Raw genomic sequence first — 23,097 nt, 5'->3', positions numbered from 1 at the left:
CAATTATCATGCGATTATGGAAACCGTCACCCCGAGGTCTTCCAGTTTTATTCAACAAGTTTGGGATATTTTGCTAATATTTTTGAGGCAGGGTTAAAACTACTATTTCCTTCAGGCTCAGCTTCCATACAGGTGGTCATGAAGTAAACGCTTCGCTTCATATAGGCAGCCGGATCTCCTGAAACATCTTTAAGTCCAAATTTATCCACAAATTCGGCCCAGCATGTTTCCGGTGATTGACCTTCACTCAAGGGGTCACATCTCCATGTCCATGCTTGAGTCCCCGCATCTGGATCAGAAGGGTGCTCCATTTCTGTGGGGACATAATCCATGTTTGGCCCCTCTTGATCAATCATCCATACTATGCTGACTTGAATTGCACCCAAAAGCTTTGGGCAGGTATTACTATCATCGCAATCGACCACCGGTAACACCAATTGCCATGGAATATCGCCATTGTTATCTCTAAAGTTTTCCCAGCATTGATACATATTGTTAAACGCCGGTACTACTTCACCATTTGTTGCTCCAGTTGGCTCTAGTTTATTTAACGACCATGCCCCATCTCCACAGGTCGCTGTCAGCTCCTTCATTTCGTTCGCATTTGTAGAAATTTCACTACACATCTCATCCTGTACCAAATTAGTCCACATGGATGTCTCTGATGTTGGATCGTAATCATCGTCTTTATTATTTCGATCATTAGAAGCTGAGCCCACATTACATTCAGGATCAGGAACATCATCATTGTTATCGTCCCATCCAATTGTATCGGCACATATCGCATAAGGGTAATTAACTGTGAGTTCATTAAACCCGACCCATGCCACTGCATCGTTAGTCACTGCAAGGCTGTCAATACCGAATATTTTCGCGAAAAATGCCGGGCTGTCACTTCTAGTCGTCTGCGCCCTGACAGCATTTATAAAATTTGTATCTAAATCTAAAAGATCACCTGGTATGTCCTGCCAATTTTCCAACTGAGTATCATTTTCACTTGGCGTGAATATCCCTGTAGTGTTGGACCAATGACCTGTCTGGATAACCATCTCTGATACGGCTTGGCCGCCAGCAGAATGCAATTTTGCAACTCGCTCGCCCTCAAGTTTTGCATCCTCAACTGTAAGTACTCCATTGATGTCATTGAGTTCCATAGCGCCAGCCAAGGCCGCTGCGTCTGCAGCGTTTTGCAGTTCATTGCGAACGCCAAAAACATGGTTTATGTCTATGCCAAATGCAGCGACCATCAGCAGAACAGGCAATAAAATGGCAACATAAATTGCTACTGCTCCAGATTCATTACCGATTTTTTTGGTTATTTTAGAATTCATAATATTCGACCTGTTTCTTCACTCCATCCGCATCTTGGTGTATGCTTTAAGCGGAATAGACGCTGTTTCAAAATTGCCACCAATAAGCTTTGTAAGATCAGGTAATACTAAAAAATTATATGTGTAATTCACTTGTACCTCGACATCCACAGAAGTATTACCTCCTGCGTCCCTGGCTGCCTGGCGGTCTTCTTCTAATGGAATCACATCGACATCCTCCTCCGTCAAGGAACTGGGCCCAGCTACTCCCAAATTGATGAGGCGACCATGTTCATTAGCATAAGCGATTACTATATCTGTTATATCCTTAGTACTGACAATAGGTTCCCGGTATACAACAGCCGCCCTAGCTCCTTCCCGAGAGGCGTTAGTTATCACGGCGTAATCATATAGCAGCAGGCCGAACTCGATGATGCCAAAAGTGAGTACAAAGAGTAATGGTGAAACTAAAGCAAATTCAACAGCAGAGGCGCCGGATTCCGATTTAAGCATGATAGTCCCTCCCCGTAGGAAGCGGTTACATTCCAATCCCATCAACACTCAGGGTGTAAGTGGTAGTTTCAAGTGCTGCACTTTCGAACCCTTCTTTATAGCGGTCTATCACCCTGGCACCGATCTCGCCTTCAAGCCCGACCGGGGGACCGCTCTCCACTCCCGCTTCCGGGTTGGCGATCTGGCTTAATTTTGCCAGTTCGAAAGAAGTTCCATAAAACTGTTCCACCGGAGTCGGATGGATTGTGCAGCCGGTTAACGTCAGGAAACCGACCACTGCCACAGCTGATACTCCCAAAGATATTTTCATCGTTCACTCCCTATGTATCCTCAGTCAGTCCATACTACTTAAAAGAGACCTAGGATTGCTATTCCGGCAGGATATAGCCAAAATCATTCGCTGAAACGCCCGCCCCTTCGACATCTAAATCTGTCGAGGCAGACGCAGTACTTTGGCTGGATGACCACTGCGGTTTCTCCATCATACCCAACATCAAAAGCTCAAAGGTATTGGGTTCTACAAATGAGTCTGTGGGCAGGGGCAGCTCATCACCATCCACAGGTTTCACCAGATGTGGGGTGACGATAACCACCAGTTCGGTCTCATCTTTCTGGTATTTGGTGGAACGAAACAGAGCTCCCAAAATTGGAATATCACCCAGGATCGGAAACTTAGCAATCGATTCACTGACATAATCTTTCAAAAGACCGGCTACAGCAAAGCTTTGTCCATCTTTCAGTTCAACCACAGTAGACATGCGCCTGGTCTCGATGGCCGGGACCACATAGCCTGCATAAGAGACAGTGGTACTGAAATCAAGGTCGGAGACCTCGGGTGAGACAACCATGGAGATAGTATCATTTCCTAAAACCGTGGGGGTAAAATTGAGGCCAATGCCAAAGGGTTTCCATTCGAAGGTTATACTGTCGATACCGTCCGCCACCGGATAGGGGAACTCACCACCAGCCAGGAAACTGGCGTTCTGCCCACTCTGGGCAATCAAAGTCGGTTTCGCCAGTATCTGCATCAGACCGTCCTCCTGCAGGGCGTCTATTGCCACGATCAAAGTGTCGCCTGTAACAAAACCAAGTACTGAGTTCACAGAACTCGACACCTCTATAGGGTTGCCCGGCCAACCGTCTTCAGGAATGGCGGTCAAATTATCAAGAAGGCTCAAGGCAAAGTTATCGTCCCCCTCCCACGCGAAGTTCACCCCCAATTCCTTACCGGTGGTTTTGGAGATTTCAGCAATTCGCACTTCCAGCATCACCTGCTGGAGCCCACCAACCTGGAGCAGATTAATTACTTTTTCAGGGGCATAAGCTTCTGCCAGAGTAAGCACTTTGGAGAGCTTCATTGAATCAGAAACGGTGCCGGTCAAGGTGAGGTAGCCGCCTGATGAGCGGACCGAGATATCATCATTGGGGAATATTTCATAAAGGGTCTTTTTCAAACCTGTGGTATCGGCGCTGACGATCACCTCATACGTGCCGAGCATCCTGTTTTTCTCACCCCAAAGGGTGAGCTGAGTAGTGCCGGCCGACTTGCCACTGACAAATACCCAATAGGGCGACTGGGTTTTAGAGTAGACCAGCTCGGCGATCTCCGGGTCGACCACATGGGCGCGGGCCACCGGCCAGGGGGATTTGATCTTGCCGAGTTTGTTAATCTGCAGATTAATAGGCTTGCCACTCTTGGTATCAATCTCAATCTCAGCTGCAGTTGCAATCGAGGCGGGTGGCAAGATGCCTGTCCATATCGAACAGAGCATTACAAGAGCAACAGCACAAACACCCACCATTCCGGGTACTCCAGTCGTGCTTTTCACGATAACTCTCCTTTCATTAACGCTTCATCTGAATTCTGCTGACACTATTGCCGTTCATCACCTCAACCACAAAAGGCTGCCCGCTTCGCCGTGCCTGCCGAGGCGCAGCCGCTACCTTGACCGGCGCGTTGCTCACCTTTACAGGTGCGCTGCTGGCTGTAGCGTAGGATTTCAATAGAGATTCAACGGTGATGCCTTTAGTGAGAATATTCTCTTCATCGGTATAACCTCGGAGGGCCAGCTGGATTCTCCCCTCGTTGACAGCCAGAGCCAACTTCTCGCCCTCTTCCAGGGTGACCTCGAGGGTAACCACCGTAACCCGCTTGGAAGATTTATCTTCCTGCTCCTGGGCCTGGGTACCGATGGAGAGAACCGGGATATTCTCAAGCACGGTCTTGGTGATCTGATCGCGTCTTTGCCCCGGCTTGTCAATTGAGACCAACACATCGACCATGTGGCCGGGATGGAGAAAGCCAGCAACCCCGACCACCTCGTCCACCTTGACCGCCATGGCGCGCTTGAGCGGAGTTATCACCGCGGCCATGCCGCCCTTGGTAAGGCTGGTCGGCGCCAGGGCCGACTCCAGCACAGGCTCGGTCGTGTGGATAGGCTTGACTACAATACGGCCAACCGCGTCGGTAAGATCGGTAAAATGGCCAGTGGGCAAAGACTCGGCCAGGTAATTGGCCATTCGCAGGTCCTGGGTGGTGATCTTAGCACCGCGTTTCAGGTCATGCTCCACTACTGCTATTTTTACCGTCTCCTGCTTCTCCTTTATTGCCAGGACCGCCGGCTTGCCGGCCATACGCTGATAAACCACGAAACTGATGACGGCGGCACCTGCCAATGCCACTAAAAGGGACAACAGACGAACAGACTTATTCATACCTCCCCCCTCCACGTAAACCCTATTTCAACTGCCAAATGCCGCTCCTCCTTAAACCGGGCCCAGAACCGGCAACATTCCCGTCGTTCTCCAAACATATATGCTATACAGGAAGACACCCGCCGCGATCGCCACAGCAAATGGCATGCCTTCCTGGCTGAGTTCGTCTTTACCGTATTTTAAAATTGATGAATCTCGCATGGTCACGAAGTTCATAAAAAACATCCAGGTGCGACTGAGCGATTGTCTTAGCGCTCTCCGACGCACCAACAAGACCACGGCCACCCCCCCCCCAGCTAATACGATGAAGAGCATAGCCGAGAGAGTATGATCAATACCAACAACAGTGCCAACAGCAGACATCAGCTTCACGTCTCCGGCGCCTATCGCCCCTATGAAATATGGGATGATAAAGCAGATAAAACCGAGGCCCATGCCTTTTACGCCAAATATGAGCCCTTCTACCCCACCATCCATCGTATGCAGCAGTAACGCTATTGCAAGTGTTGGCAAGGTCACCACATTCAGAATACGTCGCAATTTCAAATCGGTTACCACAGAAAAAAACAACAACAACACCAGTAAAATATATAGAGATATCGGCATATTAAGGGGCATTTGAAAAACGTCCTCACCCATCATGTTTAAAGTCTTACCGCGGTACTTGAAATGGCGCAGGTGCTGCTTCCTTTAGCACCCACACCATTTCTTCTATTGCTTACGGGTTCGCGGTCGTCAGGGCAGCGCCTATTGTATCAAAAGTTATATCCAATTGAGTCCCGACAATAACCAAAGCAGCTATGATAACAACAGATATCAACGCAGCGATCAGCCCGTACTCTATAGCGGTTGCACCGTCCTCTTCCTTCATAAAATCAATTGCCTTTGTCATTAACCATTTCATAATCTTCCCCTTAATTTTGGGTTGAATGTTTAATGCCAAGCAATGGCTCCATTATTCTGCTTGGCCATCATTTTTGAAAGACGGACTGTCTTTCAAGAACTTAGTAATATTGAAATGTGGATAGACCCTGTACGCACACATTAAATAAGTCCTTATCTTCGTTGTGAGATGTCAGAGAAGATAAGGCGTTTTAAGAGATCCATTCTCGCCTTTTAGAATCTCTCTTCCCTCACACCTAACACTTCATGTCCTACTTCTCACTCCAGCTTTATCTCACCGGTAAAATCCTGCATCTCATCGGCACTTAAACTCCCATCCATCACCGAGAAGTAAAGCTGCACGGCCTTATCAAGGTCGGCCAGTGTCATCTCAGGGTCCCTGTTTTCATAGCGGGCGATGTGGGTCAATTGCCGGAGGATATCCCTGGGATGACAGCCACGCATGTTTCTGATGTCACGGAAATAATTCTTCATCAGGTATTCAGCCAGACTGGGGTCGTATTCTATGCCCATTTTCTCTGCGCTCTGGCGGAAGATGGTGATAAACTCTTTCTCGCCGGGATCACCCATATGGATTTTGTAGGGGATCTTTCTTAAGAAAGCCTCTTCCAGCAACTTGCTCGGGTCATAGTTTGAGCAGAAGACCAGGAAGGCGTTGAACGGCACCTGCACTTTGCTGCCGTCTGGCAGGGTGAGATAGTCGATACTTTTTTCAAGAGGTAGTATCCAGCGGTTGAGAATTTTATCGGGCCCGATGCGCTGGCGGCCGAAATCATCCACCACGAAGACCCCGGAGTTGCCCTTCAGCTGCAAAGAGGCTTCGCAGATACCGGTTTGAGCATTAAAGCCGATCTCCAAAGATTCGAGATCCATCTCGCCGCCCACCACCACCGCCGGGCGCTTAATATGCAGCCAGCGCTGGTCCTGCTTTCTTTCACTCTCCTCGCTGCCCACCTCAGGCTCAACCTGAATATGGCAACGAGGATCGTAAAGCTGGATCAAGTGCCCTTCCACCAGCAGGGTTTTAGGGATATAGATCGTCTCCGCATAGCAATCTGCAATACGTGTGGCTACCTCGGTCTTGCCGTTGCCCGGGTCACCGAAGAGAAACAGCCCCTTGGCGGAGTTGATTGCCGGGCCGAGCAGGCCGTAGAAATTCTCCGGCAAAATCAGCCCGTCTAGGGCCTGCCGCAACTGAGCTTCATTCGGCTGCTCATTCTGGATGAGCTGGTTTTCAACTGACTTGAGATATTCGGCAAAGTGAACAGGGGCGGCTCCCATATAGGCGGACTGCTGCCGGGCGAGGAGCGCCTTTTCCCTGCCTGTTTCGGTCAGCACGTAGTCGAAATCGCTTACTCCTGCAACATCCTGATAGGCGAGAATGAGCCGCTGTTTCAACTCGTAAAGCAGATCGCTGATGATCTGCAGGGGCAATGCTATATGGCTGGAGATCTCCCGGCCGCTCAGCGAGCCATGGGCCAGCAGGAGTTTGCAGATGAGGTCCTCAACAAGGATACGGTTCAAACCTGTTTCCTCAAGGCTCCTGGGAGCCCGGGGGAAGAACGCTGCCGGCGTATCTTGAGCTGCTTTCGTCTGCTGCGACTTCAGGATATCGCTGAGTTTACGGCTCATTTCCTCACCACTGTATTACATATTCTGCAATGCAAATAGCAACAGTTCTATTGGTCATTACGGTAGAAGCAACTGGGTTCTCTCATAATGCACTGGTTTCACATGAAATTGTGAAAACCAATCTATTAAAGAAACAACGATGCAAAACCCCATACCAATGGAGCTTAAAATACGTTATCGGGATTTTGGGAAGCACATCTCACGAAAGACACTTTTTCATGTATAAACTGAGATATAACAGCACAAACAATTAGAGTCAATTAAAAATCATACTCCACATGCAGGCTAGAAAAGTGTTAGGTTTTTGTAAGATAGGAGGGGAAATTGGCCGACGACCGTAATATTTAATAGGGTTTCTCAAATTTACGGATACGCACAGTCCTATTGATCAAAATGTGATATTCCACTAAAACAATCTGTAAATTTAGCTACTAAGCGTTATGTAGAATAAGCTTATTTTTTTTGCGATTATTTTTCTTGTGCCAGTAAATTATAATTTCTGCACATTATCAGGTAAAAGGAGACGGACGGAAGAGGTGAAACATTGGACTTTGATGGTAAAAAATTCTGGAATCATTAGATATTTCGTGTCGTTTGTCTATCTACTGGTATTCATTTTCTGCCAATGACAAAGAAATATGGAGGGGATTTAGCCGGTCAGAATCCAGAGTTGGGTGCAATGGCAATTACTGCTTAGCCACTCCACCCACTCCAAAAACAACCATTATGCAGAATTACTTATCTATTTCACTTTACTCAACATCAGTCGGGCAACTTCCAGCACCATACTGAGCTGCAGGACCATCAATCCGTGGGTGTAGATATTCAACTCACGGGTGACCGGCAACATAAAGAAAATTACAAATGCCACCAGCAAAATGAGGTATCTGTAAAAGCTCGGGAAAATTTTCCCAGCATACCGCTTGCATCCTTTCAACGCGAAAACGGTCAGAGCAAGCAGCATCAGCCCGTGCAGAAAGAGTGGTGCTCCCTGGTAATATTGGGAAACATAATAGATTTTTTTGTAATAGAGGTGCTGGGCCAGGCCTGCTTTATAACCAGACATAATCTCCAGCACGACGAGGACAAGCAAAAGGGCCACCTGCAAAGCGGTGACCCCATAATGTAGTAATTTGTCTTCTTTCACTTCGTAGGTTCGCCTGTTTCGAAGGGGTTTCCGGCGTTACTCCAGCCTATCCAGCCGTCGCTGTAAACGCCGATATCTTTTAGGCCGAATACATCGGCATAGTAGAATATCTCAGCCGCACGCCAACCACTTCCACACATAAAGGCCAGGCGTTTACCGGGATCTATGCCCTGCTCCTGCCAAAGTGCCAGAATTTCGCCAGCGTTGCGCATGGTTTTATCAGGATTGCGAAAATAGTCAAGGGAGTAGGCATCGCTCTTACCCGCATAACCAAAAACCGAGCCAGGAATACGCCCTTTTCTCTTGTGGTAACTGTAACCGGATATATTTCCAACATGTTCATCCCAGGTTCGGTTATCCACCAGGGTGTAGGCCTCCGGGGTCTGAAGCCCCGCCTTTGCCTCCTCGATGGTGTCGATCACCGAAGGGTCGCCGGGAATTGGGCCGCCAAAATCTGCAACCGGTACCGGCTTATGGCTCACTTTCTCCAACTCATAGCCTGCCATGGTCCAGGCCTGGTTACCACCATTCAACACACGCACATCTTCCACACCAATATAGCGAAGCACAAGGGCGACGCGATAGGCTGCCATCTGCTCTTCACCGGTAACTATCACCACATCATCTTTGGTGAAGCCAAAATTCAGGGCAAAATCGGTAAGGGTATCATCATCTGCCAGCATCCACATTACCGGATCAGTGGCGGTCGGCGGCTCGATATGATCAGTGTTGATATGAAAGGAAGTAGGAATGTGTCCCTTGGCGTATGAGGTTTTCTCCTCGCCCCAGCTCGCCTCAACGATCTTGACCTTTTTATCAGCTGGAAAAGTCTCCGGGATTTTACCTTCGACTATGTCATGTACTACAACCGCAGGGACAATCAGGTGATAGTTGGCATATCTGGTAAGCTGTTGGTCTGCCGGCCAGTTATTGATATTATAGTAATGGAGGTTGTTATAGCCATTTGCCCCCAGAAACTCCGCAACCATGGTTGCATCTTTGCCATTGGCATCATAGAGTATGATGTTCTTATCCTTGCTGATACCTTTGGCCGTGAGAGCGTCTTGAAGCCCTTTCTTCTTGCCCTTGCCATCAACTTTCAACCAATTGGCAGAAAAATCAGTTGCTCCCGGGATATGGCCTCCCTGTTGAACACCATCGAGCTTCCAGCCGTTAAAAGCATCGTTTAAGCGGCAATCAACTATTTGCCAGTCTTGATTCTCCTGAATTGAAAGAAGCTTTTTGGTATCTATATGCTGCATTGCTGCTGACACATGAAGCGGAATGATCATTGCTAGAGCAACAATTGTAGAATAGAAGAGTATTTTCATTGGTACCTTTGACACGCCTTGCCTCCGTGGAAATCTGATCGGTTATTCAGTATGTGTAAATGCGAACCGCCACAGATGTACTCGGTTTTACCCAATTAATAAAATAGTTATTTCCGATAGAAAACCACCCATGTATTTCTTTCTGGAATGAGTAGTATCCATTTGAATGATGAACAGATTTTATGTTAACGCTGAAAGCATACACTACAGGAGAAAAACAGGCAAAATGCAGATAAATGCCAATTAGTTGCCTTGATTTTCTAAAGAAAAGAATTTTTCAGGAAATGATTACCGTGAGAATATTATCTATAATTACTTCACCAAATTTGGTCTATGCCACAAAGCTATGTTACATCTGCCATGGATTGTCTCCTTTCCCCCCTTCTCGCTTATAGCCCGTGCTCTGCCAGCAACCAACGGCCCCCCCAATCAATGCAGTTGATAAGATACTGACGCAGCCATCAATCGCCGAGTGCCAGGCGAGGTGAACGGAACCAAGCTGCATCACAAACACGTAAAACCATCCGGGAAGCCCCATGAACCTATTTAAATGGTCAAGAGATAAGGCAATCAGCACTGCTATCGATACATGCATACTTGGCATGGCAGATATGCCCGAACCAGTTCCCACCTGATGGGATACGTACCATTGCCAAAAGGAGTTCTTGGGTATTCAGCGCCCAAATCCCAAGCCAAGAGGTGCTTGCCAAAAGGACCTGGTTGTGTGACTGAAGTCTATCTATTAACGGTGTAAAGCTGGGTTCAAGTAATAGGTGCAACACTCTTACCTAAAAAGGCTTCCAGGGGAGTTAGCCCTCCAAGTACCTTTCTCGGCGTTAGGTTTAACAATAAAATCCTATCCTCTATTTCCTGCTCAGACAGAGTTGAGATATCAAATCCCTTGGGGCTTTGAGTTTGACCTACTACACCTATTTGCGACTAGATAACATGGATTAACCGAATAACACTAATGGACGGTACACACTGCAAAATTTTACGTTTGTGCGAACAAAGCCCCCTATCTTGCAATGAACTACATAGCATCATCGAAACAAAAGCTGGCCTTGAACGGCCCGAACCTAACACCCTAAACGCCTCAACTTAACTATAGTTTTTTATAGTTGTCACAAATTCCCATTGTTAGCATATGTGAGGTAATTCGAAGAGTTAATAATTGCGGAGATTATAAAATCTAAAGATTTCTGATGAAAGGCGCTTTACTGCATTCTCCAGTTGCTGAGCATCTCTTTATCATACCAGCGACCAGCAGCCATTACCCCGTGGATGTCCTGTATTGCCCCAATATCTTCGAGCGGATTGGCACCGAGCAGCAACAGGTCAGCACGCTTTCCTGGGGTGATAATGCCGAAATCATCTTTCCCGGTCATCGACGCCGTCACTTGTGACGCGACCACTGTGCTCATAGCGATGGCTTCATACGGGCTGTGCCCTGCATCCACCACTATTCGCAGTTCCTGATGAAGAGATAGCCCCGGGATTACTCCCATGCCACCGGTCCCCGAGTCAGTACCGGCAACAATTCTGGCACCCTTTTTTCTGAGCCCCCAGAGCAAGGCCAAATCGAGATTTCTTTTGAATTTGGCGAATTCTTCGAAATCCTTGAACATCAGCTGGTGCTTATCCTTGCCCTGTGCCACTCTTTGTTGGTACGAAAGGGGCAACAGCCGCACTTCCTGCCTGTTCAGGAACCCCTCAGGATCAGCCAATTTGTCAATGATTATCTGGTCTAGAAAAAGCGTAGAACTAACAGATACATCTGCGGCCTTGACCTTACCAGCAATGGTCAGCAGCGGCTCCTGGTATTTATTGATGATCTGCTCCATAGAAAAGTTGAGATCGTTTCTGAAAAAGGCGTATAGCATTCTGCCTGCATACCTAATCCATTCACCGCCCTTGAGATCCCTTCTACTCCGATCAATTTGGCCGAACTCCCAGGCCAACTCTTCAATGTGCGCGATCTCATTCATCCCAGCTTGCAGTGCATTGTCCAGCCCAACCATCATCGGCACATGCCCCGCAGTATAGATGCCCTGGTTCCTTGCGGCTGCTACAGCCCGCTCAAACTCCCCTGGGGTCAGGTAGCTGTAGAGTTTTACCAAATCATATCCGACCTCCACCTGCCGGTTAACTGCAGCTTCGGGGTTGGTAACGGGACCAAACAGTATTGGCCCACAGGAATATATCGTGGGACCAGCCAGCTGCCCTTGGTGGATTTTCCTGCGCCAGGAAAGAATATAGTCAACAGAGCCATTCTCATCCAGCTCGGGACCCAGGCATCGAACTGTAGTCACTCCATGGGCCAGATACAGTTTGAGAGGGTTCACCGGCCAATCGGATGAGAACCATGCAGGGCCCAGGTGAATATGCATGTCGGCAAACCCTGGCATCAACCACAGCCCTGTGCCGTCAATAACTCTTGCGCCTTCATGAATGGTGGTTTTTCCAGCTTGAGATAGGCTGACAATTCTGTCACCACAGATCACGACGTCCATGCTGGCCAGCACAATTTCCCGGTCCATGGGGATAACGTTCACATTCATGATGATTGTTCTTTCGTTCCCCAGTGGCTCACAAGCTGTGTCGTCGACAATACCAGCGCAGTGGCCGGCCAAGATGAAGAAGAGCATTGAAAGTATGAGCAACCAAGGGCGGGACAGACGCATTTTCTTTATCCCAACATCGATGATAGAGGAAGCTGGTGTAAGGAGGCTGGTGTACCGATACCTCCGAGAAAGTAAGCCACGCAACAGCCTTCAGCAGTGTTCAGGTTAACCGGCTGACTGGCAAACAGTGTAATGCCAGGTAATTATTGGTAGCAGAAACTGATTGAAAAAAGATGCCTTCACAGCTGATTTGCGCGTGGGATAGTACAGGTTGCAACAGTTAGCGTCTCTCCCCATGCGGTCAGGGGTGAATTGGGGAGAGTGTACTTTAAAGACAGCGAGGTTGGTCAGAGAAGAGCCCAAAAAACCTTGCTATTCCTCCGGCAACTCCAGCTTTGCAAAACACTCGGGACAGATACCGTGTGTTAATGATATATCGAGATGCTTTTCCAGATAGAGCTCCACCTGCTTCCAGAACCCTTCGTCATTTCGTATTTTCTTACAATAGCAACAAATTGGAACCAGCTCACTCAATTCCTGCACCTGGGTTAGCAACCGCTGAATCAAATCCCTCAAGCTCCAGCTGTTCCAGGTTTCGATCATCAGCTGATCCCTCAACTTAGTCCAGGCTATGCCTGAAAGCTTGAGCTTATGGCCCGGGGATTCTATTCCGAACAATTCTGTCTGTTGTTTACCGGTCGCTCTCCAGCGGCTTACAACAGTGTCTTCGCTGGCCTTGATGTCCTCAAGAACGACGTGGAAATCGGGTATTGCGGCAACAATCTTGCTGTAAATCCTGTCCTCCCAAAGATCTCGTCCTGAGATAACATCATTATCGTAGTGAGCAATGTAGTCTGGGTCATAATACAACGGTATTGCTTCAGCTTTTTTCTCATTCCAAACTTCTTCAAAGGCTCGCTCTACCACCTCTATATTTTTCTGCTCACTGTGGGTCATAAGAACTCCCATATGCTCATTGGTGTGAAGCCTGAGTTTGAATGTGCAAATTCTACGATTCAACACATCGTGATTTAGTTCAATGATAGCGGATGGGCCTTGATTGAGCAAACTGGACAGAGTGAGAAGCGAAGTCTCGCAACAGCCATTCACTCAGCTCATCCTCCATTACATTAAAGGCGAAACGCCCCCTGGAAATTGAGCAGGGAGCGTTTCTGGGGGGGGACTGAGTCGGATACGACTATTTAAACAAAACGAGTCCACCACCGTGATCGCCCACATAAAGGCGGCCATTGGAAATTTCAACATCCACACACTCTGCCGCCGTCGAAATAGCATCCAGCAACACCGGTTCGGCCGGGTTGGTGAAATCGATTTTGACTACTCCGTAATGACCGAATGCCGTATAAAAATAGAGTTTTCCAGATTGCTGGGTATAGGTCATTTTAACGCTGCCACCATCAACATCTTCATAACCCACAACCTCCTGGAGTTTAAACTTACCGAGGAACTCCGGACGGTAGTCGTAAATGACTGACCCATCAGCTTCTTTTTTGAAAAGCTCGGTTGGATCGACCCCCGCCGGTAACGGGCTGATCAGGTCATTCATGCTGTAGGCAACGAGACCGAAGCTGTCGTACCCGTAGTATGCTATATCACCCACGACTTCAAGGTCTATGGCCTGACCGTCAGCTGAGCCGAGATCATCGCCTTCATATTTTTTTGGCTCGAAGACTTTTACAATCTGCATGTTATTGACATCAGTAACGTCAACAACACCAACCCCATAGGGACCGCAGGCAAGAACAGCATAGAGTCTGTTAGTTGCAGGATCGGTCCAGAGTTCGATGCCCGAGGCGGTGCCAAGAAGTGGGCTTCCCTTGTTGTAGCCGATATTACCGACAAAAAAACCACTATGAGCATCAGTCGGATTCTTGGAAGTGTCATAGACGGTCAAGCCATTGGTGCCATCCGCAACGTAGGCGTAGTTGCCAAGAAATTCCAGGTCATAGGCCTGATCCTGGAAGTTGAGTTTTTTCACCACTCCCCAATCGCCATTGTGCTCGAAACTGTCGTCGATATGCAATTTCATCAACATGGGCGAGCCAACCTCACCCAAACCCGCTTCGATGTCAGCGATCGGCACCCGGCGGATACCGTTTCCCACGCAGAGCGCCCAGGTGTAATCTCCGCTCGGGTCGATAACATTGCGCACCGTATGTGACGCTGGATAGATCAGCTCGCCATCGACTTCAACAGGATATTCATCCTGGATCGTGTTGCCGACAACATGAACAGAATCAGTTGGATAACCTGATTCATTCGTGATTTTCCAAGCCGTTATACCGTGAGGACCGTCTGAGACATAGATGTAATTATCGGTTGCTGTAATGCCGTCAGTATGTCCGATAGCTATGGTGTCGGTGGCAGTACCATCGGGAGCCGCACCAACTTCGTCGGTTGAAGGGAAATAGACCGCGATTTCGAAACGATCGGTCATCACTTCTGCCTCGATATTGGTGACATCAACAAAAACAAAGCCGCCGGCGGTCGAGCATTCGAGCACGTCAATCTGCCCGGAAGTGTAGAGATCGATATTGTCCATCAAGGCAAGAGCATAGCCATGCCCTTCCAGTTCCCGGGTCGCCAGTTCACATGGCGCTTGATAATACGCCCAGGGCAAGGATTCGTTATCGGTCAAATCCCATGGCGACATATCGTAACTGGTGACATCTTCAAATTCCGGCACATTGTTGCCTGGGATGTTGTCGGTGTCGTTGTTGAATGGAGCACCATCTGCAACCCAGTTTTCCGGGCTACCTGCACCTTCGAGGATAACCATGCCAGCGAAGTGATCGGTCAGAAACAGTCGGTCGTCTCGAACGTTGACGCTCAATACTCCGGATTCTTTCAACATCCCGGCCCCCTCATAGGGCAACAGGCTGGATGGCTGGGAACCGGTATCATATGGACCATTGGCCGGTACCGCTACGAAATAACCGAGGTAGGGAACGCTCTGAAACCCTTCTGCCGTGAAGTTTTCGAAGCCTGTAACATCGACTGCGATAACGCCGCCGAGAGAATATGCGATATAGGCGATTGTGCGATTATCTTGCTGGGCCACATCGACATCGACCGCCTCGTAGTACCATTTGCCCTCCCGCTCAAAGTCGGCCCAGGGGGTATCACCCTCAGCATTGGCATGCATTATTGATTCAATCTCGTAGTTGACCTGTCGATAATCGGGCATGCCGGTGAAGGCGTCGAGATAGAGATCACCGGTATCCGGATCGCCCTGCACTGTCTGGCTCAGGGCCATTCCCCCAAAATAATCCTCAATCCGTGCTTCATCGATGTACAGATTGTAGCGACCGGTTTGCTCCAAAGTCTCGGGGTCGAAAATACCCATGCCGAGAGCACCCAGGCCCGCAAACAGTTTGCCGCCGTACATTTTCAGCGAGATCGGACCGCCCCAAGCATGCTCGCCGGCGTATTGAACGGTCAACACCTCCTGGTCGATAAGTAATGTGCCATCAGCAGTCTCTGTTGCATTATTGAAGACATTCAACAGTGATGTCTTGTGGATGCCAAAATCGTGATCGCCGATGTAGAGGTTCTGGCCATCCGTGGCCAGGGCCACGACCGGCCCGGCATCGCTTTGAAAAATGTTGTCATAGAGAATGGCGCCGCCGCCCTCCGCGAAGATGACATCATCAAAGTAGAAGTTGACAGGCGTAACACTCCTTACCGCCATCGTCGCAGGATCAGAAATATCGACCACGGTCACACCGGCATTACCATTGGCGATCAGAGCGTACGTCAGACCTTCGTACTCAATAATCTCAATGTCATAAACAAAGCCTGGCAGGATGATCTGGTAAACCTCTCCTTTGCTCATACCGACCGGAGTTGCCTTGAGCGCTGTACCGATATTAAACAGGCACCACTCTTCACCTCCATATTGAAAGCGGGCAACAGCGGTGGTTGATCCGCCGAGCTGTACATTCGGTGCTGGGTATTGCAGCATATCGACTGGTTGAACCAGCACCGTAACAGTTTCAGCTGTCCAAGCAGCCCCGTCGCTTACTTTCAGCTCGAACACCAGTTCACACTCTGCGGCCACCTCAAGGCCGCTGACATCAGCGGTTGCAGTCGTTTGAGCGGAAGCCAGGGGAACTTTTGGGCCGGAAAGTTGTGTCCAGGAATATTCGGTGGCCTGGCCAGTTAGAGTAGCTGTCAGCGTGATTTCTGCAATGGAGGCCTCCTGGAATGAGTCGGGAGATGCAGTAAGTGAGGTGATGCTCAACCCTGCAGGAAGCGCATTGAGTGAAAAATCAACCGTCACGGTCTGGTTTACCTCCACCGTAACACCACTCTGTGTTGCCGGTTGATAACCGGCAAGAGATGCGTTGAGGTCGTAGACGCCGGCCGCCACAACCATGGAAAACTCCCCACCATTTTCTGTTATGTCGCCATAGCCACCGGAACTGGTCGCAATCTCTACTCCATCCATCGGAGTTCCATCTCCGTCAGTCACTTTTCCGGTGATGGTGCCAGTAACAGCAACTGCTTCAGATAGTGCAAAGTTGACCTTGGATTTCCTCCCGTCTCTGACCGTCACAGAGAAGGTCTGGCTGTTATAGCCTGCCGCCGTGGCGGTGACGTTGTAGTCACCGGCAATGGGATACATAGAGTATGTACCTTCACTCCCAGTGACAGCGACCTTCGGTTCATCCGTACCGACCGCGGTCACTTCCGCCCCCTCAATCGCAACTTTCGAACCGGCAATCGAAACTTTTCCGGTCAAAAAGCCGGTTCCGTCAGGTACCGGAACCGGCTTTGCCGCAAAGCTGACAAGAGCCGACAAGAGCAAGCATATTGCGAACAATACATAGATAATGTGATGTTTTCTCATTGCATCTTCTCCTTTTGCAAGAATGAATAGAGCAATCACCGGTACCGCATAGATCATCTTCCATGTTCGCAATACAATCAGAGTCCTGCTACCGATAGAGCGGTGTCAACAATTCTATGCCGAACAGAAAAGATTTGATGGCAACCCGTGCACCACCGCCAAGAGGGCGGCAGCGCACGGGTCGACCGATATGGCGAGACGTATTCCAGCGATCACCTCAATCCTGGAATCTGATAGGTGTGGACAAATTCAATGACGCTCAGGTCATCGTCCGCCTCCTGGGTAAAGCCCTGGATATTGTCAGCAGCCGGCTGCCCATTGGGGAAGCCACCGCTCCCCTTGCCGAGGTTATTGAAAATTGGAATTCCTTCCCCGTACTGTGCCCCAGTGATCTCGACCCCAGTCTCCTTCCAATCCGGAGATTCCCCTTGCAGCACTGTGACAAAGCCCCCGGCACCACGAGCCGCGAAGGTATTTTCACGAGAATAGTTACTGACCACGTTGAAATCGAAATACACGGGGTTATCCTCATAGCTGACTGCATCGCCTGTCGGTTCCCCATTATCATCATAACTGCTGTAGCCAACCACCTTGTTGATTCCAAGGATGGAGTTGAGGTACACAATCATGTCGACACTGATATCACCGGTTTTGTCAGCACCGGCGGCCAAAAAGCTTGCCGCGAAGCTGAGATCTGCAGCATCAGGTGCGCCACCATCGGGAGCCGTTATCCCGTAAAATGGACCAAAACATGTTTCATCCGCCGGGCAGACGGCAGCGGTAGCCAGCTGGCGGTCAACCACATCAGCGCACATTACCTCACCATCATGTTCAGTCTCTACCGAGTCAGAACTCGGACACAAGCATGCTGTTGGCTCATCATCAACGCCCGTACACTGGTAATAGGAGTAGTAGTCTACTGCAGACACATCCACCAGGTTGCTCAATCCCCAAGCTTCCATTTTTTCGATATCGATAGTCGGCCTGAGTGAGGCATCAGCCGGGCCGTCTTCCAGTTCCAGCAGTTTCCACAGCGGAATTCCCCCATGAAGTGAGCGGTCTATGGGCATCCGCTCAACTGACGGGGTCACCAGGTGGCCATCTTTCATGAGCTTCAGGTACAGAGCCACATTCTCCAGAGGCGAGTCGATCGCTTTTTTTATCGTGCCGAGCAACATAGGCTCACCGTTTGACTCAACACGAATGTCGTCATAAACATTTTTCTCCAGCAGAATCCGCCCTGCGGCATCAAGCTCAATACCCACTGTGTCCGGGCTGTTGATAGTGTTGATCGCCTCGTCAAAGGCGGACTGCAGCACTGCCTCAGGGGCCCTGCTCAGGTTCAGACGACCAAAGTGCACCTCCTCAATGAGATCAGTCCAGAGCACGCCATTGGCATATGTGACTGTCCCATTAACCGCATCCGTCCAGGTTCCACCCGGCTTGATAAAGTACTGTTCGACCGTGAGGGTGAGTTCACCTGTCGCCAGATTGACAGTAGGATCAGCAGTGAGTTTCCCTACCTCACACTCTGACCTTCCCCAGGTTGGGTCGTAGGTGATGATCAGCGGCAGCCGGTTTTTGGTCAGCCCTGTCTTTGAAGAGATATCCCCCCACCGCTCATAGCTGGCCACAGGCTGCACACAAAGGGCCGGGGAGGAAGACTGGGCGAGTTCATACGTCCCATCCGCATTGAGCTTTGCGTACCAACCATAATCCTCACGGATGGAGGCCCTCCCATCCAGGTCTTCTGGATCAATAACTGTCAGAACAGGCTCGCCACCGATGGTGTTGTATCCCACTTCAAGATTCCCATCCCCGTCCGGCACCAGTTTGGTATCTCCCGCCCCCCCTGCCTGGCGCAAAACCTTGTACAGATCTCCATACAATTTGCCCGCATCGGATTTTTTATCGTTGACTGGACCTTCGGATCCTCCCGCCCCCCCTGTGTCCTCAGGTGGCTCATCAGCCACAACCGTCCCCTTGCCTCCCATGAAGCCTTTGCCAGCTATTGCCATTGCTGGAACTATGAAGCAGAGTACAAACAGCATCAGTGAAATCGATCGGATTTTTCTCATATCCCCCCTCTTTTTAATTTGTTCAACTTTTTTGTGAACACCTCGCCAAGTCATCTCCAGGTCTGCTGTAAGTCTCCGTGTATCTTTGAGAAACGTCTGCACAGAGCATTAGAGCGACATGTGCCTCTGAGATATGAGGCACATACAAGTTCTGCAGGGATTCCTTTGTAACTGCTTAAGAGCCATTCAAAAGGTGTACCAGGTGGGATTTAATTTCGTTTATGGTAAGCTGATATCGAAGAAGGCGTGATGCAACAAAATGTTAGGATTTAGTTATGAGTTAGAACCTGGAGAAATTACCGGTACGACATTGCCCCTAGACTGTGCCATGTCACACTCCCGCCATGGCACAGTCCGTGCCATGGCACATTTTATTGTGACACAGTCACACTACGACATTGTCAGTTCAGGGGAAAGATTTTGTGCTGTTCAATTTTGCGGTAGATAGTTCGACGGCTTACGCCAAGAATAGCTGCGGCTTTTGTTTTATTCCAATCCGCATGGACAAGGGCCCGACGAATACATGCGGCCTCCATCTTTTCGTCGCCTATTTCCAGTGTGGAATTTATTTTGCGGGCAATATGGCGAAAGCCCGGCGGTAAGTGGTCCATTGTGATGATACCCTTCCGGCAGAGCACGAAGGCATGCTCAAGAGTATTTTCCAGTTCACGTATGTTGCCAGGCCAAGAATGCAACCTGAGCACATCCAAAACGCTTGTCGACAATCCAGTTATTTTACTGGAAAAGAGTCGGTTGAACTTATACAGGAAATGATCGATCAAAAGGGGGAGGTCGTTAAGTCGCTCTCTGAGGGAAGGAAGTTTGATTTCTACAACTTTGAGACGATAATACAGGTCTTTCCTGAAAGCTCCTGCTTCAACTTTTTGGGTCAGTTCCTGATTGGTAGCCGCCACTACTCGCATGTTCATCTGGACGGTCTTTGAGTCACCAACGCGCTCAAACTCACCTGATTCTATCACCCGCAGAAGGCGTAGCTGCATACACGGTGAGATTTCACCTATCTCGTCCAAAAAGATAGTACCGCCATCAGCCAACTCAAATCTTCCAATTCTATCGGCGACAGCACCGGTGAAAGCGCCCCGGACGTGACCAAACAACTCGCTTTCCAGCAGTGTTTCCGAGAGTGCTGCACAATTAACTTTTACCAGTGGGCGATCAAACTGGCTACTGAGCCGGTAGAGGGCCTCAGCCACCAGTCCCTTGCCGGTACCACTCTCACCAGTTATCAGTACCGTGCTCTGGACATCTGCCAATTCCCGGACCAGGGCCTTCACTTGACGTATTGCTTCACTCTTTCCGACAATTCGCTCCAGGTCATGACAATCCTTACGGCTGCTCTTCAGTTCATGATGGCTGCTTTCATCTCGAACCAGCAACACCGAACCTGAGAGTTCCTCATTCGCACCAAACAATGGTGAGGCAGCCAGACTGATCACCTGGCGGGGATTCCGCATGCAATGACATTCGATGAATCTGTCGTTCAGCTCTTGTTTCTGCTCCAGGATCTCTTTGACAATATGAACAAATCTCCCGCCACAGTGACTGGCCAAGCGTGATACATGCCTGCCAACAGCATTATCACGCCGAATAACAAGAAGGCGGCCGGCCGCATCATTAATGTCAGTAATCATCATTGATCTGTCTACGGTAATAATTCCGGCCTTTACGCTTTTGAAAACAGCTTCGTAATTTAGCCTGCGGCGTTCCTTTTCGTGTTCAATGGCTCTATGCTTCAGGGCTTTTTTAGCGACCCGCAGCAAAGTGTCGAGGTTAATTGGCTTGATTATATAATCAAACGCACCATTGCGAAATGCTTCTGCAGCAGCTTCAATTTCTGAATCATCGGTGATCATCACCACCGGGGTGGCAGGTTGTAAAAATTTTGCAGTCTTCAGCAGGTTTCCACCTGTCTCAACACCTGTGCCTGTATCGGCAATTAGCAGATCATAGATACAGCTATTCAATAACTCTACTGCGTCTTCAATGCTGCTGGCGGTGCCGACCTCATAACCTTCTTCTGAGAGAAACACACTGAAGGAAAGGCGAATGCTTTCTTCATCGTCAACCACTAAGATTTTTTTTCTCATGAGGCTAACTTGAGTTGTCCTCCATCCTGATGGGAAAGATAATTACTGTCGACGCGGAAATACCTCTATTTTCACCTTTATAATTAAGGCTACACCATGGTTCTTAAATACTCCATAGCAGATGCGTAACCCAAGTGCCGTGCGTTCTCCTCGGCTTCAGGTCGCAAATGAGAAATCATAACCTTATCCGGGGTCGCTGAGAAAATAGCATTTGGTGTAAGCTGAATGCCTTATGAGAGGCTTCTATGTCTCTTCAGGCAAGAATCGACGACAGGCAAGAACCGGCATAGAATAAAAAGAAAAAGGGGTTACAACCAATTGGTTGCAACCCCTTTAATAACTGGTACACCAGGAGCGATTCGAACGCCCGACCTACGGATTCGTAGTCCGTGTGTGGGTATTTTTACAAAAGTACTTAAAAATTAATTTATTATGATTTAACATTGACATAGGTGAGCTTAGAGAGGTAAGACCAGGGCTAGAATTAGAGCTAATTTGATCTTTTTTGGTGTTTTTCATGTAACCGGCATGTAACAAATTTGCTCCAAAAATGTATGAGGTGGTCAAGTAAAAATGGACACTTTTCTTAGGCTGCTTTCTTCAACTCCGTCTCTTTTTCGAAATCATTTGGACTGAGATACCCCAAATAAGAGTGACGTCTTTTGCTGTTGTAAAACATCTCGATGTAATCAATTACATCCTACTTGGCCTGCTTCCTAGTGAGATAGTATGAACCAAATATCCGCTCAGTTTTCAGACTACCAAAAAAGCTTTCAGCAACTGAATTATCCCAACACTCACCCTTGCGACTCATGCTGCATTTCATCTGATTTTTTCTGAGTAAGAGCTGAAAATCTTTACTGCAATACTGACTGCCACGATCAGAATGAAAGATTAAGCCTGGCGAAGGACGACGACGCCAAATGGCCATCTGCAAAGCATTGATAACAAGCTTTTTAGTCATTCTCTTGTTAAGTGACCATCCAACAACTTTGCGGGAAAACAAGTCAATGATAACAGCCAGATACAACCAACCCTCTGTAGTCCAGATATACGTAATATCAGAATAATATACGCTTTCTGGCCTAGATGTAGTAAAATTGCGATTCAGAAAATTCGGGGCGACCGGCAGATTGTGTTTACTATCTGTTGTAGCTTTGAATCGCTTTTTCTGTTTTGCCGTCACCTGAGCCAATTTCATGAGAGTAGCGGCTTTGACACGGCCACATGGCTCACCAGCAATTGTCAGTTCTTCAGAGATCCTTCGAGCCCCATAAGAACCTTTTACCTCACGGTGAATCGCTTTGACTTTGGGAACCAAACGCTCACGATCCTTTTCCCTGTTTGACTTATCTCGACAAGACCATGAATAAAATCCGCTTCGGCTGACCTGCATTACATTGCACAACAAGGAGATGGGATAAACCTCCTTCTCGGTATCAATAAACTGATACCTCACTCCTGTTCCTTAGCGAAGAAGGCCGCTGCCTTTTTTAGTATTTCCCGCTCCATCTTCAGCTGCTTATTCTCTTTGCGGAGTCGTTTGAGTTCTGCTTGCAATGCTGTCATTCCTCCTGCCTCTGCCGGTTCTTCAGCTGGATTTTCTCTTTCCTTCTTCCATCTACCTAGCAGATTTGCATTTACTCCAAGGTTTCTGGCAGCTTCAGCTATAGAATATCCTTGTTCAGTGATAAGGTTAACTGCCTCATCTTTGAATTCATCTGTAAATTTTCTTCTGGTTCGTTTGTTCATGGATAACATCCCTTAAGAATTGACATTTCACTCTTAACGAAGTGTCCATTAAATTGCTACCACATCAATTGTGCATCCGGTTCGCCTGAAATGGCGCAACTTTTCAGTAGC

The 23,097-nt window shown here is 48.6% G+C and carries 16 protein-coding genes and 2 pseudogenes; all 18 read right to left on the bottom strand.

The window, feature by feature from the left end; translation table 11 throughout:
- Positions 1–47 precede the first annotated feature (47 nt).
- Positions 48–1,331: a pilus assembly protein TadG-related protein gene (locus FCL45_RS11935; protein WP_136796453.1), complete on the bottom strand. Its 1,284-nt coding sequence runs from the start codon at positions 1,329–1,331 to the stop codon at positions 48–50.
- 18 nt (positions 1,332–1,349) lie between these two features.
- Positions 1,350–1,823 (bottom strand): TadE/TadG family type IV pilus assembly protein, encoded by a 474-nt coding sequence (locus tag FCL45_RS11930; RefSeq protein WP_217907723.1) that lies wholly within the window; start codon positions 1,821–1,823, stop codon positions 1,350–1,352.
- Between the two features lie 25 nt (positions 1,824–1,848).
- Positions 1,849–2,133 (bottom strand): hypothetical protein, encoded by a 285-nt coding sequence (locus FCL45_RS11925; protein WP_136796451.1) that lies wholly within the window; start codon positions 2,131–2,133, stop codon positions 1,849–1,851.
- Positions 2,134–2,191: 58 nt separating this feature from the next.
- Positions 2,192–3,652, bottom strand: coding sequence for a type II and III secretion system protein family protein (locus tag FCL45_RS11920; protein WP_136796450.1), 1,461 nt, complete (start codon positions 3,650–3,652; stop codon positions 2,192–2,194).
- A gap of 16 nt (positions 3,653–3,668) precedes the next feature.
- A complete protein-coding gene (cpaB, locus tag FCL45_RS11915) occupies positions 3,669–4,538 on the bottom strand; it encodes a Flp pilus assembly protein CpaB (protein WP_136796449.1) in 870 nt (289 codons plus the stop codon).
- Positions 4,539–4,589: 51 nt separating this feature from the next.
- Entirely contained in the window at positions 4,590–5,180 is a 591-nt protein-coding gene (locus tag FCL45_RS11910; RefSeq protein WP_136796448.1) for an A24 family peptidase, read from the bottom strand.
- 76 nt (positions 5,181–5,256) lie between these two features.
- The gene (locus FCL45_RS11905) at positions 5,257–5,442 is read right to left on the bottom strand and encodes a Flp family type IVb pilin (protein ID WP_167495707.1); all 186 of its coding nucleotides are present in this window, start codon (positions 5,440–5,442) and stop codon (positions 5,257–5,259) included.
- A 257-nt stretch (positions 5,443–5,699) separates the two neighbouring features.
- Entirely contained in the window at positions 5,700–7,073 is a 1,374-nt protein-coding gene (locus tag FCL45_RS11900; RefSeq protein ID WP_136796447.1) for an AAA family ATPase, read from the bottom strand.
- Between the two features lie 742 nt (positions 7,074–7,815).
- The gene (locus tag FCL45_RS11895; protein WP_136796446.1) at positions 7,816–8,220 is read right to left on the bottom strand and encodes a hypothetical protein; all 405 of its coding nucleotides are present in this window, start codon (positions 8,218–8,220) and stop codon (positions 7,816–7,818) included.
- Positions 8,217–9,566: a sulfurtransferase gene (locus FCL45_RS11890; RefSeq protein ID WP_228721485.1), complete on the bottom strand. Its 1,350-nt coding sequence runs from the start codon at positions 9,564–9,566 to the stop codon at positions 8,217–8,219. The genes FCL45_RS11895 and FCL45_RS11890 overlap by 4 nt, the downstream gene beginning before the upstream one ends.
- Positions 9,567–9,900: 334 nt before the next feature.
- Complete coding sequence (locus tag FCL45_RS25285; RefSeq protein ID WP_167495706.1) at positions 9,901–10,182, bottom strand: phosphatase PAP2 family protein; 282 nt, start codon at positions 10,180–10,182, stop codon at positions 9,901–9,903.
- Positions 10,183–10,313: 131 nt separating this feature from the next.
- A pseudogene (locus FCL45_RS25280) lies at positions 10,314–10,457 on the bottom strand (IS30 family transposase); the annotation flags it as partial.
- Positions 10,458–10,768: 311 nt separating this feature from the next.
- Positions 10,769–12,235 (bottom strand): amidohydrolase family protein, encoded by a 1,467-nt coding sequence (locus FCL45_RS11880; protein WP_136796445.1) that lies wholly within the window; start codon positions 12,233–12,235, stop codon positions 10,769–10,771.
- A gap of 312 nt (positions 12,236–12,547) precedes the next feature.
- Complete coding sequence (locus tag FCL45_RS11875; protein ID WP_167495705.1) at positions 12,548–13,132, bottom strand: ester cyclase; 585 nt, start codon at positions 13,130–13,132, stop codon at positions 12,548–12,550.
- 241 nt (positions 13,133–13,373) lie between these two features.
- On the bottom strand, positions 13,374–17,048 hold the full coding sequence (locus FCL45_RS11870; protein WP_167495704.1) for a carboxypeptidase regulatory-like domain-containing protein: 3,675 nt from the start codon (positions 17,046–17,048) through the stop codon (positions 13,374–13,376).
- A 212-nt stretch (positions 17,049–17,260) separates the two neighbouring features.
- On the bottom strand, positions 17,261–19,126 hold the full coding sequence (locus FCL45_RS11865; protein ID WP_136796442.1) for a hypothetical protein: 1,866 nt from the start codon (positions 19,124–19,126) through the stop codon (positions 17,261–17,263).
- A 401-nt stretch (positions 19,127–19,527) separates the two neighbouring features.
- Positions 19,528–21,234: a sigma-54 dependent transcriptional regulator gene (locus tag FCL45_RS11860; protein WP_136796441.1), complete on the bottom strand. Its 1,707-nt coding sequence runs from the start codon at positions 21,232–21,234 to the stop codon at positions 19,528–19,530.
- A 586-nt stretch (positions 21,235–21,820) separates the two neighbouring features.
- Positions 21,821–22,986: pseudogene (locus FCL45_RS11855) on the bottom strand (IS3 family transposase).
- Between the last annotated feature and the right edge of the window lie 111 nt (positions 22,987–23,097).

This window comes from Desulfosediminicola ganghwensis (assembly GCF_005116675.2).
Lineage (GTDB): Bacteria > Desulfobacterota > Desulfobulbia > Desulfobulbales > Desulfocapsaceae > Desulfopila > Desulfopila ganghwensis.
Note: the sequence above shows the minus strand (reverse complement) of the source record. Positions and strands in the feature narration are given on the sequence as shown.

Excerpts from the sequence above, each read along its gene's own strand:
- FCL45_RS11935 (WP_136796453.1), bottom strand. The coding sequence starts at position 1,331 with ATGAATTCTAAAATAACCAAAAAAATCGGTAATGAATCTGGAGCAGTA.
- FCL45_RS11930 (WP_217907723.1), bottom strand. The coding sequence starts at position 1,823 with ATGCTTAAATCGGAATCCGGCGCCTCTGCTGTTGAATTTGCTTTAGTT.
- FCL45_RS11925 (WP_136796451.1), bottom strand. The coding sequence starts at position 2,133 with ATGAAAATATCTTTGGGAGTATCAGCTGTGGCAGTGGTCGGTTTCCTG.
- cpaB (WP_136796449.1), bottom strand. The coding sequence starts at position 4,538 with ATGAATAAGTCTGTTCGTCTGTTGTCCCTTTTAGTGGCATTGGCAGGT.
- FCL45_RS11910 (WP_136796448.1), bottom strand. The coding sequence starts at position 5,180 with ATGATGGGTGAGGACGTTTTTCAAATGCCCCTTAATATGCCGATATCT.
- FCL45_RS11905 (WP_167495707.1), bottom strand. The coding sequence starts at position 5,442 with ATGAAATGGTTAATGACAAAGGCAATTGATTTTATGAAGGAAGAGGAC.
- FCL45_RS11900 (WP_136796447.1), bottom strand. The coding sequence starts at position 7,073 with ATGAGCCGTAAACTCAGCGATATCCTGAAGTCGCAGCAGACGAAAGCA.
- FCL45_RS11880 (WP_136796445.1), bottom strand. The coding sequence starts at position 12,235 with ATGCGTCTGTCCCGCCCTTGGTTGCTCATACTTTCAATGCTCTTCTTC.
- FCL45_RS11875 (WP_167495705.1), bottom strand. The coding sequence starts at position 13,132 with ATGACCCACAGTGAGCAGAAAAATATAGAGGTGGTAGAGCGAGCCTTT.
- FCL45_RS11870 (WP_167495704.1), bottom strand. The coding sequence starts at position 17,048 with ATGAGAAAACATCACATTATCTATGTATTGTTCGCAATATGCTTGCTC.
- FCL45_RS11865 (WP_136796442.1), bottom strand. The coding sequence starts at position 19,126 with ATGAGAAAAATCCGATCGATTTCACTGATGCTGTTTGTACTCTGCTTC.
- FCL45_RS11860 (WP_136796441.1), bottom strand. The coding sequence starts at position 21,234 with ATGAGAAAAAAAATCTTAGTGGTTGACGATGAAGAAAGCATTCGCCTT.